Below are 14,211 nucleotides of genomic sequence, written 5' to 3'. Positions count from 1 at the left end.
TGTCTCCGTGCCTCGGTGGTGATCTCTCCTGTACGATGCCGCCATCATGCCGACCAACCTCTTTGATCTTTCGGGAAAGTCTGCCGTCATCACCGGTGGCACGCGCGGGCTTGGGCTGGCGATGGCCGAGGCGCTCGCCGCAGCGGGCGCGAATCTGCTGCTGGCCGGGCGCGACGCCGGACAGGCCGCTGCTTCTGCCAAAGCCGTCGCCGATGCTTCGGGGCGTGTCGTCCATGGCGTATCGGCCGACGTCACCCGCGAGGGGGACTGTGTCGCGTTGATTGACGAAGGCATCCGTCGATTCGGCAGGATCGATATCCTGATCAACTCCGCCGGCATCAACATCCGCGGGCCGATCGAGACATTCCCGGTGGACACTTATCGCCGCATTATGGAGACGAATGTCACGGGAACGTGGTTGTGTTGCCGCGCGGTCGTGCCGCACATGAAGAAGGCGGGATACGGGCGGATCATCAATCTTGCCAGCGCGCTAGGGCTGGTCGGGTTGGCGGGTCGCACGCCCTATGCGTCGAGCAAGGGTGCGATCGTGCAGATGACCCGTACGCTCGCGCTTGAACTGGCCGGGGACGGCATCACGGTCAACGCGTTGTGCCCGGGGCCGTTCCTGACGGAGATCAACACACCCATCGCCGGCACGCCCGACGGCGAAAAACTGATCAACAACGTGATTGCACTCAAGCGATGGGGAAAGCTCGCTGAGATCCAGGGCCCCGCCCTGCTGCTGGCGAGCGACGCCTCCAGCTATATGACCGGAAGCATGTTGTCGGTCGACGGCGGCTGGACGGCCCATTGACCCCTGACGGGATTCCCACATTCACACCAAGCGGTGCACCGCTCGTGGCCAAGCGCGAGAAAACGCCAACTCAGGTGCCCGTGGAAACGACCTGATTGACCAGCGATTCCGCGGGTACGTCGCCGCTGGTCCAGCGAACGCCCGGAAACCTTCGAAACCATTTCATCTGTCGGCGGGCCAATTGCCGGGTGGCGATCTTGATCTGCTCGAACGCGTCGTCCAGCGAGATCTTCCCTTGAACGTGGTCGATCAGTTCGCGGTATCCGGTCGCCTCGCCGGCGGTCTTGCTGAGCGTGGGGTACTTCGCGAGCAGTGTCCTGACCTCATCCACCCAACCAGCCGACAGCATGGCCTTGGTTCGCGCGTTGATCCGTCGATTGATTGCTTCCTTTTCCCAGTCCAGGCCGATCCACGTCGCGGCGTGGCGCGGCTGCGGGCTTGTCCAGTGCGTCTGGAAGGATGAGATGGGCTGGCCGGTCAGTTCGAAGACTTCCAGGGCGCGGACGAGCCGTTTGTGGTCGTTCACATGGATGCGCGCCCCCGCTGCCGGATCGACCTCAAGCAGTCGGGCATGCAGGGCCTCATTGGTCTGCTCGGCCAGGCGTCGGCGGATTTCGTCGTCGGCACCGGGCCCTTCAAACAAACCTTCGAACAGCGCCTTGTAGTACAGCGGCGTGCCGCCGGTGGCGATGAGTGGGACGCCGCGGGCCGCGGCACCGGCGATGACTGCATCGGCGAGTTCCACGAACCGTGCGACCGTGAACTCGGCATCGGGCGTAAGCAGGTCGATCAGATGGTGGCGGATCTCCGCCTGCTCTTCCGCCGTCGGCTTGGCGGTGCCGATGTCCATGTCGCGGTAGACCTGCATCGAGTCGACCGACAGGATTTCGCCCTTATGCCGCCTGGCCAAAGCCATCGCCAACGCCGATTTACCCGACGCGGTCGGTCCGAGAATAACGTACAAGGAGGGTCTCTCTGCCATCATGACAACCACTGCAAAAGTGGCAGTTTTATCCAGTGAAACGGGCTCTTCCGGGGTAATTCGTAAGTGCCATCAAATGAGACGATTAGGGGAGTTCAATACGAACGGAGTTTTTGGCACAGGCTTTGTTTCATGGTGTTCTGTCGCCGCGACGAACGGTCGCCGCAGAGCGATACGTCCAGAGCATAGAGAGTAAACGAAAGGAGAACCACCATGTCACTGCCCACACGTGTTGCCAGAGGTTTTGTGGATCCGTTCGAAAACATCACCCGTGAGTTTGACGTGCTCAACCGCATCTTCAACAGCGGCCAGAGCAACGGTGCCCGCCTGGCACCGTATGGCGTCGATATCCGCGAAGACGGCGACACGCTCGTCGTCGAAGCGGAGCTCCCGGGCTTCAGGAAAGAGGAAGTCGATATCACGCTTGAGAACCAGACGCTGACGATTTCCGCCGAGAAGAAGGAAGAGCGTCGCGACGAGAAGAAAGGCGACTACCTGCTCAATGAACGCCGGTACAGCCGCTTCCTCCGCAGCTTCACGCTCCCGCCGACCGTCGACGAGAAGACGGTCAATGCACGGCTCGAAGACGGCGTGCTGACAGTCTCGCTGAACAAGCGGGAAGAGACCAAGCCGCGAAAGATCGCGGTCGGATAACTCGAATCGCCGAACGCAAAGACTGCTTAAGAAACGAAGACGCGCACCTTCGGTGCGACCGCTAAACAGTGACTGTTTAGCGGTCGCGCCGGAGGTGCACGTTCTTCTGTTTTACTGCTGCACGCCGCAGAGTGGGCGTACCCGCTGGTTGCGCCCACTCTGTTAACGTCACTTCACCACGCCACTGATATTGAAGTTAAACGTCCCTTCGTCGCTGTCATTCGTAAGGAACTGCAGCGTGGCGGATTTGGTTCCGGCGACCGTGGTCAACAGGCGGACCTTGAACGTCGTGAACCCGCCGGCGGCGACGGTCTTGGCCGGCTGCTGAACGATCGTGAAGCCACGGTTGTTCAGCAGCGTGATCGTGCCGACGTTCAGCGTGGCCGATCCGGTGTTGCGGATCGTGAACGACAGGTCCTTCGAACCGCTGTTGCGGTTGTGGGTGCCCCAGAGCACGCGGGTGACGCCGTCGGTGATGTTGCCGAACGGGTTGGAGACGGCGATCTCCGGCTTCTTGACGGTCGGCGCGGGTGTCGGGCTCGGCGTCGGGTTCTGGGCGACCTTGCCGGGGTAGTTGAGCTTGACATCGTCGATGAACCAGCCGCGGTTGTTGCCCATGCCGTTGTTCATGTTGAACAGGATGCGGTACGGCAGCGCGGTCGAGCCGGTGAAGCCGGCGCCGAGCGTGAAGGTCTTCCAGCGACCGGCGGGCTGGTCGCCGTTGATGTTGGTGTCGATGCCGGTCGTGCTGAGGTAGTCGACCGACATCCAGCCGTAGCTGGGCGCCCACTTCTGCAGCTCGACACCGCAGAGCGAGACGAACGGCTGGTCCATGTAGCTCTTGAACTGAAGGTTGATGGTCCGGCCCGGGTCGGCCGGCAGGTAGAACGCCGGGGACACCAGCGCGCTGCTTTCGAGGCTTCCCGCGCTGCCCTGCAGACCGGTGCCGGCCAGCTTGGTGCCGGAAGCCGCGCCGATGCCGTTGGCCTGGCCGACATTCCACATGCCGTTCGTGGACCACCAGCCGTTCCAGCCGTTTTCGAAGCTGGTGTCGGCGGTCCAGCGGCGCTGGATCGGTTCCTTGGTGATGGTGACATCGTCGACGGCCCAGCCGCGGGCGCCGTTGGCGGTGCCGACATGACTGAAGCCGACCTGCACGCTCGCCCCGCCCCAGAGGGTGAGGTCGAGGCCGCAGTAGCCCCAGGCGTTGGTGCGCTGCGGGGCGGTCGTCATGTTGATTTCGACCGGGAACCAGCCGCTCCACATGTTGTTCTCGGTATCCCAGCCGCGGACGACCGGGGCCGACGTGCCGTAGCCGCCCTTGGACTGGTAGTCGGTGAACTGCCAGTAGCGGAAGAACAGGTGGTCGTTGTACTGGTCGACCTTGGGAAGATTGATCGTCGGGCTGTGGAGGACGGCGTCGCGGCCGGCATACATCGTGGCGGCAGACTTGCTACCCGAATGGGCGAAGCCGGCGGTGACGCCCCAGGCCTGGCGCTGATCGGTGATCCGGTCTTCGGTCCAGCCGTTCATGCCGGCTTCGAAGGTCTCGGTGTAGAGCACTTGGGCGGCCATGAGCTGGCGGCCTTCAAGGGTTTCGATCACGGGGCGGACGGTGGTGTTATTCAGGGCGGACATTGCGTTCTCCAGTGTGTTGCCGCCGCGACGTGCGAGGGCTTTGACACTAGAGATTCGGAAGTTCGCCAGCCATCTGGCCGGGATCGCCTATTTTTCTACAACCACAATCAAATAAACGACTTATAGCACATCAATACAGCAACGCTTGATCGTTCGTGCCTCTCGACAGGGTCGCGATCTTACACTTCATGACAGAATCACACGGCCAGGAGGTGCGGGGGATTCTGGAAATCCGGTGCCGGGATCGCCGGTCCTTGCGTTACCCCGCGACGTCCCTTATCTTCCCCCGACTCTCGCCGGGCACCGCCGATGCGTTCCCGCGAGACCTATAGACCGGCCTTTGGCTTTGTGCATGTATCGGTTCCTTCAGTGGTTGCACAGACGCTGGTGGCTTGTTACCCGGGTGAACGTCTGGCGGTGTCGGGTGACATCGCCGCCCGCAGGTAACGCAGGTGTCAGGAGTTAGAGTTCCATGTCGCTGCCCGTCGAAGAAAAGAACCAGATCGTTTCGGACTACAGGATTCACGAAAAAGACACCGGTTCGCCGGAAGTCCAGATCGCGTTGCTGACCACCCGAATCAACCAGTTGCAGGACCACTTCAAGGCTCACAAGAAGGATCACTCCTCCCGCCGTGGCCTGCTGAAGCTGGTCAGCCGGCGAAATCAGCTGTTGAAGTACCTGACCCGCACCGATCGAACGCGCTACCAGCAGACGATTCAGCGGCTGGGACTGCGAAAGTAATACCGTCGACACTCATGGGCACCCTCGCGGGTGCCCATGCTTTTTTGTCAACCGTACCTGTTACCCCCGTCGCATCCGGCTTGCATCGGTCGACGGCTCGCGAAGCGTATACGTGCAAGCCCGCCTGAACTGACTTGAGTCGGCGCCCCCGATCAAGGCGATGCTGGCGGAGATTCATCATCCGGTCACCGTTGGCACCGAATCGGGTGCGTCACGAACGCGTGCGTCGGGTGATGGTGTCGTCAGGCGGCTCTCGGAGGCGATGCCGGAGTGCTTGGGTGGTGGCGTGTTGTGGTTGCCGGCGAGCAAGTCCGACGAGGGATTTGTAGAACGGCTGCTTCAACACCCTTCCACCCGACCACCCCGACACCTCTCCCGAGAGCCCCCTCACCACCCCATCATTCATTCGCATACGAGCGTACACCCGGACCATCGGACCCAAGGCTTTCGGAGCATCTGCGTTTGTACGCATGCGTTGCCGATGTCCTTGCCTGGTCACCGACCATCCCGGGGGCGCAAAAGAGGAAACCCATGCAGGCGATTCGAGTAGAGAAGGAAATCGGCGGGCGCAAGCTCATCATCGAGACCGGTTCGTACGCCAAGTTGGCCCACGGGGCCGTCAGCGTGCAATACGGCGAAACGGTCGTCTTCGCCGCCGTCGTCCGGGCACAGCCCCGCGAAGGCATCGACTTCTTCCCCATGCAGGTCGACTACCGCGAGCGCCGCGCCGCCGCCGGTAAGTTCCCCGGCGGGTTCCTGAAGCGCGAAGGCCGCCCGACCACCAAGGAAATCCTGACCGCCCGCCTGATCGACCGCCCCCTTCGCCCGCTGTTCCCCAAGGGGTTCATGGACGAAGTGCAGGTGCACCTGAACGTGCTCGCGTTCGACGGCGAGAACGACCCCGACGTGTTGGCCGGCATCGCCGCCAGCGCCGCGATCGCGATCTCCGACATCCCCTTCATCCGCCCGACGGCCCACGTCCGCGTCGGCCGGGTGGACGGCAAGATCGTCATGTTCCCGACGATCGAACAGACCGATGCCAGCGACTTTGACATCGTCGTCGCCGGCACCAAGCTCGCCGTCAACATGATCGAAGTCGGCGCCCGCGAGGCCGGCGAAGACGAGATCGCCGACGCGATCGAAGAAGGTCATGGCATCATCAAGCAGATCGTCGGCGTGATCGACGACCTGGTGAAGAAGGCCGGCCGCGAGAAGGTCGGCGAGCCGAAGCACCTGGATCCGGGCCTGCTCGACGCCGTCCGCGCCCGCGTCGAAGACAAGCTCCGCAAGGTCAAGGGCATCGCCGGCAAGCAGGACCGCAACGACGCCGTCGACGAGATCAAGACCGCGCTGCTGGCCGAGATGGCCCCCGCCGTCACCGACCCCAATGCCAGCTACATGTCGATCATCGCCCAGAAGGACCAGGCCAAGAAGGTCCGGGCGGCGTTCAGCGAGATCGAAGAAGCCGTCACGCGTGAGGCGATCCTCGCCGGCAAGCGCCCCGACGGCCGCGACTACCACACCATCCGCCCGATCTCGTGCGAAGTCGGCGTGCTGCCCCGCGTTCACGGCTCATCCGTGTTCACCCGCGGCGAAACGCAGTCGATGTGTACGATCACCCTCGGCACCAGCTCCGACGAGCAGATGGTCGACGGTCTGATCCCCGAGTACAGCCAGAAGTTCATGTTGCACTACAACTTCCCCAGCTACAGCGTGGGCGAAGTACGGCCGATCCGCGGCCCCGGCCGTCGTGAAATCGGTCACGGTGCCCTCGCCGAGCGCAGCCTGATCCCCGTCCTGCCGACGATCGAAGAGTTCCCCTACACCGTCCGCGTCATCTCCGACATCCTTGAGAGCAACGGCTCGTCGTCGATGGCCTCGAGCTGTGCCGGCACGCTGGCCCTCATGGACGCCGGCGTCCCGATCTCCAAGCCGGTCGCGGGCATCTCGATCGGCCTGGTGAAGGAAGGCAACAAGCAGGTCCTGCTGACCGACATCATTGGCGAAGAAGATCACTTCGGCGACATGGACTTCAAGGTCTGTGGCACGAAGGACGGCATCACCGCCATTCAGCTCGACATCAAGATCGAAGGCATCGGCCACGACGTGGTCCGCGACAGCCTGCACCGCGCCAAGGAAGCCCGCCTGGTCATCCTCGATAAGATGGCCCAGACGCTGGGCAAGCCGCGCGCCAAGATCAGCGAGTACGCCCCGCGGCTGCTCACGATCAAGATCGACCCCGAGAAGATCGGCAAGATCATCGGACCGGGCGGCAAGAACATTAAGGCCCTCCAGGCCGACACCGGCGCTCAGATCGATATCGAAGACGACGGCACGGTGTACATCAGCAGCGTGGATGGCGCTGGTGCCGAGCGTTGCCGCGACATCATCGAGGCGATGACCGCCGAGGTGAAGCCGGGCAAGATCTACGCCGGCCGCGTGGTCAGCATCAAGGACTTCGGCGCGTTCGTCGAGATCGCCCCGGAGACCGACGGCCTGTGCCACGTCAGCGAGCTGTCGGACGACTATGTGGAACGCGTGACCGACGTGGTGAACGTCGGCGACGAGATCCGCGTGAAGGTCGTCCTGATCGACGACACCGGCCGTATCAAGCTGTCGCGCAAGCAGGCCCTTCGTGAAGAAGGCAGCACCGACGGCGCGACCGGCAAGCCCCAGCCGCGCGGCGAAGGCGAAGACCGCGGCGAAGGTGGTGGCGGCGGCGGTGGTGACCGTCCCCCGCGCCGCGACGATCGCGGACCCCGTCGTGATGGCGGCGGCGATCGCGGCCCCCGTCGCGACGGTGGCGGCGGTGGTGGTCGCGGCCCGCGCCGCGACTGATCAACGACGCACCCCGGCATGGTCGCTGCAGCGACCATGATTCAAAACAACTAAGACAAACCGCGAGGCGCAATCCTCGCGGTTTGTCTTTTCCTGTGGAACCTCCTCCTTCCCACCCTCAAACCCCCGGAAAACACGCTACAATCCCCCAAGCCCCATGAAAGACGCCGTCCCCACCATGAAAACAGGCCGTATCGACGTCCACTCCCACCTGCTGCCCGGCATCGACGACGGCTGCAAAACGCCGGCCGACTCTGTCGAGTGTGCCAAGCGTATGGTCGCCGCCGGCTACACGCACAGCTTCTGCACGCCGCACATCTGGCCCGATCTGCCGCATAACACGATCGACGGTATCACCCAGCGGGTGGCGCACCTTCAGGAGATTTTCGACGCCGAGGGCGTCGCGTTGAAGCTCTTCCCCGGCGGCGAGTTGAACCTGCGCCCCGAGATGCCCGCCTCGGCCGCCGACGACATCGTCAGCTACGGCATGCGCCGCAAGTTCGTCCTGTTCGACATCTGGGCCGACAAGCTGCCGGCGTTCTTCCGGCCCTGCGTCGAGTGGCTCAAGAGCCAGGGCGTGACGGTGATGATGGCCCATCCCGAGCGCATGAAAGCCGTCCAGGACGACCCTGGGCTCATCCGGTTCTTTAAAGACGAACTGGGCCTGCTGCTGCAGGGGAATCTGCAATGCCTGAGCGACCCGCTCGGCACACCCACCCGGGTGGTCGTCGAGAATCTGCTGGTCAAGGGGGAGTACTTCGTCCTCGGCAGCGACCTGCACAATCCGCAGACGCTGGACATTCGGCTGAGAGGTTTGAAGCAGGCGATCGCGCTGGTGGGCAACGAGGTCGTCGACCGGCTTACGATTACCAATCCACGACAGCTTCTGTGATGTCGCGCGGCCTGAGCTTCAACCCGCACTAGTTTCCACGCGGTGCTGACGCCTGCGCCAGACGAATTTCCCGCCAGGTCAGGACTACCGAGAGCACCAGCCCGACCACAACGCCGAGCGCGCCGCCTTGCACCGTGCCGAGAACCGAACCAACTTTTGGTGCATCAATTCCGTCATTTCCGAAGACGGTGCTGTAGTAGTCGCCGGCGTGAGTGCCAATGACACAACCGGAAACGCCGCCGACAACCGCGAAGATTACGCCGCTGGCGACTGTCGTCAGGAACAAACGAAGAAATGCCTTGCCGTAGTTCGGTCGCGTCGCGGGCGTCGCGTACGGAATCGTTTGTGTATCTTTCATCTTCAGATCCCCTTGCCCCCGCAGGAGCCTTGGCGAGGTTACACGCCCCAACCTACAAGGAAGCAAGCTTCGCGTAGAGCAGCGCCGCCGTCCTTGTGCCTTTGTGCAGCGCGTCGAGGTCGAACTTCTCGTTCGGCGAGTGCACGCGATCATCGGGCAGGCCGAAACCTACCAGCAGGGTGTCGATGCCTAGCACCTTCTTGATCAGCCCCACCACCGGAATGCTGCCGCCTTCGCGCATGATCGTCGGCTTGACGCCGAAGCCGATCTCCAACGCCTCGCGGGCCAACTGGACGGCGGGCGACTCGACCGGCGTCAGGACGCCTGGAGACAGGCCGTGGCCGACGAACTCGATCTTCACGTTCTTCGGGCAGCGGTCGCGGAGGTGTTTCTCGAACGCGGCACGGATCTTGGCCGGGTCCTGCTTCGGCACCAGCCGCATGGACACCTTGGCCGACGCCTTCGATGCGATGACCGTCTTGGCGCCAACGCCCTGGTAGCCGGATGTCAGACCGTTCACATCCAGTGTCGGCCTGGCCCATTTACGTTCGATCGACGTGAAACCCACTTCGCCATTACCAAAGGGGATTCCGACGCCGGCGGCGAATTGCTCTTCGGTCAGGGGGAGCTTTTTCCACTGGTCGCGCTCCTCCTGCGAGAGCGGCACGACATCGTCGTAGAAACCGGGGATCGTCACCCGGCCGTCTGTGTCGTGCAGACTGGCGATGAGCTGGCATAGGACGTTGGCCGGGTTCGGCACCGCCCCGCCGTACATGCCGGAGTGCAGGTCGTGATCGGGACCTGTGACGAAGACCTCCATGTAGCACAGGCCGCGCAGGCCATAGGTGATCGCCGGCAGGCCGCGAGCAAACTGGTTGGTGTCGCTGATGACGCAGACGTCGGCCTTAAGCAGATCGGCGTGCTGCTCCACGAACGCGTCGAGGTGGCCGCTGCCGCACTCTTCTTCGCCTTCGATGAGCATGGTCACGTTGACCGGCAGATTCCCGGCGAAGGCGCGGATCGCTTCGACATGGCACCAGACCTGCCCTTTGTCATCGACCGCACCCCGGGCATAGACGGCGTCGAAGCCGTTCTCGTCCTTGCGGACGTCGGGCTCGAACGCCGGGGTCGTCCAGAGGTCCAGTGGCTCGGGGGGCTGCACATCGTAGTGGCCGTACATCAACACCGTGGGTCGGCCGGGCTGGTGGCTATTCTTCGCGACGACGATCGGATGGCCGTCGGTCGGATAGACCGTCGCCGACAGGCCGGTCTGGCGAATCTGGTCGGCGAGCCATTCGGCACAATGTTTGACGTCGTTGGCGTTCTCGGGCTTCGTGCTGACGCTGGGAATGCGCAGGAAATCCTTGAGCAGCGCGAGGGATTGGTCTTTGCGGGAATCGATGGTGTCCAGTACGCGGTCGAGCATGCCTCTTTTGTAGGGTGGGCTTCAGCCCACCGCAACCCGTCGGAGCCGGGAGGTGTGACGGAGCGGGTTTGCTGGATGGGGGCGGGAGCGCGTTTTAGCGACACGCGATTGGAGAACGCCAGCCGCCTTGCGAGTGAACAGGTTGTTGCATTCGAAAGTATTGCGGTGGGCTGAAGCCCACCCTACGAAAGTTCGTGGAATCTTCTCGCGGCGTCGCGTGTCGATGCTTCGTCCACCAGCGTCGCGACAAATTCGCGGTTCTTGTCGGGCGGTAAAGGAACGTACTTCGCCGATGCCTCGGCGATCAGGGTGCCGGCGTCGTCGTGCGCCGTCGCGGTGGTGGTGATGATGCGCGACCGGGCGGTTTCGATACTCGCCGCGAAAGTCAGGTTCATGCCGACCAGGGCCGGCTGGCGAAAGCGGACGGTCATCTCGCCACAGAGGCAGAAGCGCTTGCCGCTCCAGGTGGCGGCCCAGACCATCGCTTCATCGAAGACTGTCGCGAGGATGCCGCCGTGGGCGACGCCGGTGAAGCCGATGTGATTAGGGCCGGGCGCGAAACGCGTGGTGACGACGCCTGTCGCCGGATCGACATAGAGATGCAGGTGCAGGCCGTGCGGGTTCTCGCGGCCGCAGACCAGGCAGCCGGCGGTGTGGGGCAATTCGATCGCGCTAGTGGATCTGCTGATACTCAAGTGCTGATTTCCGATTCAAAATCGTCTCCGGAGCCCGGCCCGGCTTTCCTGCCGATAGTATAGCATTCGAACGGCTCGGCGATCGGTCTTCGGAGATCGGCAACTTCTATGCTCACCGCATTCATTCTCAGCGCAGACGGAACCGTGTCCCGCGACTCCAGTGAAGCGTCGCTCGCCGCGGCGGTTCGCGACCCGCAGACGACCTTCTGGCTCGACATGTGCAAGCCGACCGACGAAGAGATCTCGCTGCTCGACGACGTCTTCGGCTTCCATCCACTCGCGATCGAAGACACCATCGGCTACAGCCAGCGGCCCAAGATTGAAAGCTACAACCACATTGGCGATGCCTGCAAGAGCGGCTATTTCTACATGGTGTTTCACGGTCCCGACCTCGAGACCTTTCGTCAGAAGCTGCGGACGAAGGAACTCGATATCTTCGTCTCGGATCGGTACATGGTGACCATCCGCGATGAACGGATCAAAAGCGTGGACGAAGTGCTCGGTAAGGCCGAAGCCGGCCCGGAGCGTGTGCTGGCGCGGGGCACGGATGTGCTGCTCTACAGCATCCTCGACCACATGATCGACAACTACGAGCCGATCCTGGACTACCTGCAGGATGCGCTGGACGACCTTGAAGAGCGGGCGCTGCTCCGGCCGGAGCCAAGCGTGCTGACGTCAATCTCTGTAAAGAAGCGCGAGCTGCTGAACCTGCGGCGGATCGTGGCGCCACAGCGGGAAGTGGTGGCGCAACTCACCCGCGGCGATGTCCCCTTCATCCGCGAAGGCACCCGTGTCTTCATGCGCGACGTGCAGGACCACCTGATCCGCATCGTGGAAATGGTCGAACTTTATCGCGACCTGGTCGTGGGCGCGCGCGACATCTATCTCTCGAGCATCAGCAACCGGCTCAATGAGATCATGAAGACGCTGACGATGATCACCGTCTTCGCATTGCCGCTGACCGTGGGGACGGGCTTCTTCGGGATGAACTTCAAAGAGGACGTGTCATTCTTCGATTGGATGCTGACCCACCCGATGGGGTTCTGGATCGCCACGGCACTCACGGTCGGAACCATCGGCGGGATCTTCTACTGGTTCTATCGCAAAGGGTGGCTACGCCGTGAGGAGAGGATCAACGAGCTGCCGGAGGATTGGACACGCGCCGGCCGAAGGCCCCACGAAGAGGGGGAGAAGGAATCGTGAAGAAGCGGCGAAACTCAACAATGTAGGGTCCGCCTTGGCGGACGCGATGGCATCGCAGGGCAGAATTACTCTCGAGCCGCACGCATCCGCCAAGGCCGACCCTACGGAATACGGCGATACTCACCCCCCACATCCTAACACCACTTCAAGCCGGTTCGGTGCTCGGGTCGCCGGGGAGTTCGGTTTCGTCTTCACGCTGGGCGTCGAGGTGCATCTTCCAGAGCGTCCAGAGCGAGCTGCAGCCGACGTAGAGGTAGCCGGTGGCGAAGATGATCATGAACGGCACGGACGAGTAGCCGAAGCCGTAGGCGATGCTGATATAGACGCAGGTGGTCATGTACAGGCCCATCGCCACTTCCAGCAGCGGCAGCCAAAGGCGCTTGGGCGTGAAGACGCGGGCGGCTTTCCACTTCTGCTGGCCTGATGTCCCGTACTTGGGCGTGCGAACGAACTCGCTGGGCTTGCGATGGATCGCGCCCCAGATCGCTTCCAGAACCGCTTTTGCGTTGTTCAGACCGACACCAACACCCAGGCTCATCAGGAACGGCAGATGAAGGACGGTTTTCCAGCCGGCCTGCTTGCCGAACAGTTCCCGCTGGCCGAAGACAAAGAACATGCTCGCCGAGCAGGTTGCCAGGACGAAGAGCGTGCCGGCGAAGATCCAGTGACCCCAGGCCGGGCCCTTCAGCGGGGCTTCGCCGACGGTCGGGCTGTACATGTAGAACACGGGGTAGATCATCAGCGTCAACAACACCATCAGTGGGTAAACCAGCGTGTTGGTGAGGTGGAAGAACGCTTCCGACTTGACCGTATACGGCAGGTGCTTGCTCTTGAGGATACGCGGCAGGAGCTTGATGCAGGTCTGCATCGAACCCTTGGTCCAGCGGTGTGCCTGCTGCTTGAAACCGAGCATTTCCGGCGGAAGTTCGGCCGGGGCGGCGTACTGGGGAAGGTAAAGGAACTGCCAGCCCTTGAGCTGACAGCGGTAGCTCAGGTCCAGGTCTTCGGTGAGCGTGTCGTGCTGCCAGCCACCGCCATCGGTGATGGTGCTGCGACGCCAGACACCCGCCGTACCGTTGAAGTGCATGAACCGGCCGGAACGGTTACGCGCCGTGTGTTCAATGACAAAGTGGCCGTCGAGGAAGATCGCCTGGCTCTTGGTCAGCAGGGATGCGTCGCGGTTGAGGTGGTCCCAGCGGACTTGGATCATACCGATCTTGTCGTCGGTGAAGTAGTGAACGAGGTTCTGGAGGATGTCACGCGGGGGGACAAAGTCGGCATCGAAGATCGCGATGAACTCGCCGGTGGCGGTCTTCATGCCTTCTTCCAGCGCGCCGGCCTTGTATCCCACCCGGTTGGTACGGTGCAGATACGTGACCGGATAGCCTTTGGCGGCCCAGTCGTCTACGCAGCGGCGGGCGATTTCGGCCGATTCGTCGGTGCTATCGTCGAGGACCTGAATATCAAGCTTGTCCAGCGGGTAGTCGATGAGGCAGGTGTGCTTGATGATCCGCTCGGCGACAGCGGCCTCATTGAACATCGGAAGCTGAATCGTGATGCGCGGGAGATCGGTGTAGCGGCTCTTGGGCTCCTTGATGTCCTTGCGGTGCTTCATGTACAGGTACACCAGCACGTAGCGGTGAAACCCATACAGCGCAACTGCAAGGCAGATACCCAGGTACGTGAACAGACCGACAGACTTCCAGATGCCGATCGCGCGGCGAGTCTCTTCGCTCATCGGAGCGGTGGGGTCGCTGGAAGCGATCCAATTCACCAGGGCGAGCGTCTCGTTGATTACTGTCATCGTTCAGTTCCGACCTGAAATGCCCGGACGAACCTCGGACTGCAAATGGACGCCTTTAAAAGGCCGACTCATTCGCGTCTGCGGTCCATGCAGGGCAGGAAGTCCGAGATCGATCTCCCGCGTCAGGAACGAACCGTTGCCTCGGTGCGTGGGTTCGCCGGGCTG

At 62.6% G+C, this 14,211-nt stretch carries 12 protein-coding genes; 6 read left to right on the top strand and 6 right to left on the bottom strand.

Annotated features, from left to right (window positions below):
* Positions 1 to 46 precede the first annotated feature (46 nt).
* Positions 47 to 814: an SDR family NAD(P)-dependent oxidoreductase gene (locus IPV69_RS18540; RefSeq protein WP_206291209.1), complete on the top strand. Its 768-nt coding sequence runs from the start codon at positions 47 to 49 to the stop codon at positions 812 to 814.
* Between the two features lie 70 nt (positions 815 to 884).
* On the opposite strand, the gene miaA is transcribed toward IPV69_RS18540, so the two are convergent.
* The gene (gene miaA / locus IPV69_RS18535; protein ID WP_206291208.1) at positions 885 to 1,778 is read right to left on the bottom strand and encodes a tRNA (adenosine(37)-N6)-dimethylallyltransferase MiaA; all 894 of its coding nucleotides are present in this window, start codon (positions 1,776 to 1,778) and stop codon (positions 885 to 887) included.
* A gap of 231 nt (positions 1,779 to 2,009) precedes the next feature.
* Here miaA and IPV69_RS18530 point away from each other — a divergent pair, with 231 nt between their 5' ends.
* Positions 2,010 to 2,450, top strand: a complete 441-nt coding sequence (locus IPV69_RS18530; RefSeq protein ID WP_206291207.1) for an Hsp20/alpha crystallin family protein — start codon at positions 2,010 to 2,012, stop codon at positions 2,448 to 2,450.
* Positions 2,451 to 2,618: 168 nt separating this feature from the next.
* Here the strand turns inward: IPV69_RS18530 and IPV69_RS18525 are convergent, their stop codons facing one another.
* The gene (locus IPV69_RS18525) at positions 2,619 to 4,088 is read right to left on the bottom strand and encodes a hypothetical protein (RefSeq protein ID WP_206291206.1); all 1,470 of its coding nucleotides are present in this window, start codon (positions 4,086 to 4,088) and stop codon (positions 2,619 to 2,621) included.
* Positions 4,089 to 4,560: 472 nt separating this feature from the next.
* Here IPV69_RS18525 and rpsO point away from each other — a divergent pair, with 472 nt between their 5' ends.
* The 3 genes from rpsO to IPV69_RS18510 all read left to right on the top strand — a co-directional run bounded on the left by rpsO (position 4,561) and on the right by IPV69_RS18510 (position 8,560).
* Complete coding sequence (rpsO, locus tag IPV69_RS18520; RefSeq protein WP_206291205.1) at positions 4,561 to 4,830, top strand: 30S ribosomal protein S15; 270 nt, start codon at positions 4,561 to 4,563, stop codon at positions 4,828 to 4,830.
* 531 nt (positions 4,831 to 5,361) lie between these two features.
* Positions 5,362 to 7,668 (top strand): polyribonucleotide nucleotidyltransferase, encoded by a 2,307-nt coding sequence (gene pnp, locus IPV69_RS18515; protein WP_206291204.1) that lies wholly within the window; start codon positions 5,362 to 5,364, stop codon positions 7,666 to 7,668.
* A gap of 157 nt (positions 7,669 to 7,825) precedes the next feature.
* Positions 7,826 to 8,560: a CpsB/CapC family capsule biosynthesis tyrosine phosphatase gene (locus IPV69_RS18510; protein ID WP_206291203.1), complete on the top strand. Its 735-nt coding sequence runs from the start codon at positions 7,826 to 7,828 to the stop codon at positions 8,558 to 8,560.
* Positions 8,561 to 8,588: 28 nt separating this feature from the next.
* Here the strand turns inward: IPV69_RS18510 and IPV69_RS18505 are convergent, their stop codons facing one another.
* The 3 genes from IPV69_RS18505 to IPV69_RS18495 all read right to left on the bottom strand — a co-directional run bounded on the left by IPV69_RS18505 (position 8,589) and on the right by IPV69_RS18495 (position 11,039).
* Positions 8,589 to 8,918 (bottom strand): hypothetical protein, encoded by a 330-nt coding sequence (locus IPV69_RS18505; protein ID WP_206291202.1) that lies wholly within the window; start codon positions 8,916 to 8,918, stop codon positions 8,589 to 8,591.
* A gap of 52 nt (positions 8,919 to 8,970) precedes the next feature.
* On the bottom strand, positions 8,971 to 10,344 hold the full coding sequence (locus tag IPV69_RS18500; RefSeq protein WP_206291201.1) for a dipeptidase: 1,374 nt from the start codon (positions 10,342 to 10,344) through the stop codon (positions 8,971 to 8,973).
* A 182-nt stretch (positions 10,345 to 10,526) separates the two neighbouring features.
* Positions 10,527 to 11,039 (bottom strand): PaaI family thioesterase, encoded by a 513-nt coding sequence (locus IPV69_RS18495; RefSeq protein ID WP_206291200.1) that lies wholly within the window; start codon positions 11,037 to 11,039, stop codon positions 10,527 to 10,529.
* A 108-nt stretch (positions 11,040 to 11,147) separates the two neighbouring features.
* Here IPV69_RS18495 and corA point away from each other — a divergent pair, with 108 nt between their 5' ends.
* Complete coding sequence (gene corA / locus IPV69_RS18490) at positions 11,148 to 12,242, top strand: magnesium/cobalt transporter CorA (protein WP_206291199.1); 1,095 nt, start codon at positions 11,148 to 11,150, stop codon at positions 12,240 to 12,242.
* A 145-nt stretch (positions 12,243 to 12,387) separates the two neighbouring features.
* Here the strand turns inward: corA and IPV69_RS18485 are convergent, their stop codons facing one another.
* Positions 12,388 to 14,046, bottom strand: a complete 1,659-nt coding sequence (locus IPV69_RS18485) for a glycosyltransferase (protein WP_206291198.1) — start codon at positions 14,044 to 14,046, stop codon at positions 12,388 to 12,390.
* Positions 14,047 to 14,211 lie beyond the last annotated feature (165 nt).

Source organism: Humisphaera borealis, from assembly GCF_015169395.1.
In the GTDB taxonomy this organism is placed as follows: domain Bacteria; phylum Planctomycetota; class Phycisphaerae; order Tepidisphaerales; family Tepidisphaeraceae; genus Humisphaera; species Humisphaera borealis.
Note: the sequence above shows the minus strand (reverse complement) of the source record. Positions and strands in the feature narration are given on the sequence as shown.

Coding starts and splice junctions, on each gene's coding strand:
- IPV69_RS18540 (WP_206291209.1), top strand. CDS start 47: ATGCCGACCAACCTCTTTGATCTTTCGGGAAAGTCTGCCGTCATCACC.
- IPV69_RS18530 (WP_206291207.1), top strand. CDS start 2,010: ATGTCACTGCCCACACGTGTTGCCAGAGGTTTTGTGGATCCGTTCGAA.
- IPV69_RS18525 (WP_206291206.1), bottom strand. CDS start 4,088: ATGTCCGCCCTGAATAACACCACCGTCCGCCCCGTGATCGAAACCCTT.
- rpsO (WP_206291205.1), top strand. CDS start 4,561: ATGTCGCTGCCCGTCGAAGAAAAGAACCAGATCGTTTCGGACTACAGG.
- pnp (WP_206291204.1), top strand. CDS start 5,362: ATGCAGGCGATTCGAGTAGAGAAGGAAATCGGCGGGCGCAAGCTCATC.
- IPV69_RS18510 (WP_206291203.1), top strand. CDS start 7,826: ATGAAAGACGCCGTCCCCACCATGAAAACAGGCCGTATCGACGTCCAC.
- IPV69_RS18505 (WP_206291202.1), bottom strand. CDS start 8,918: ATGAAAGATACACAAACGATTCCGTACGCGACGCCCGCGACGCGACCG.
- IPV69_RS18500 (WP_206291201.1), bottom strand. CDS start 10,344: ATGCTCGACCGCGTACTGGACACCATCGATTCCCGCAAAGACCAATCC.
- corA (WP_206291199.1), top strand. CDS start 11,148: ATGCTCACCGCATTCATTCTCAGCGCAGACGGAACCGTGTCCCGCGAC.
- IPV69_RS18485 (WP_206291198.1), bottom strand. CDS start 14,046: ATGACAGTAATCAACGAGACGCTCGCCCTGGTGAATTGGATCGCTTCC.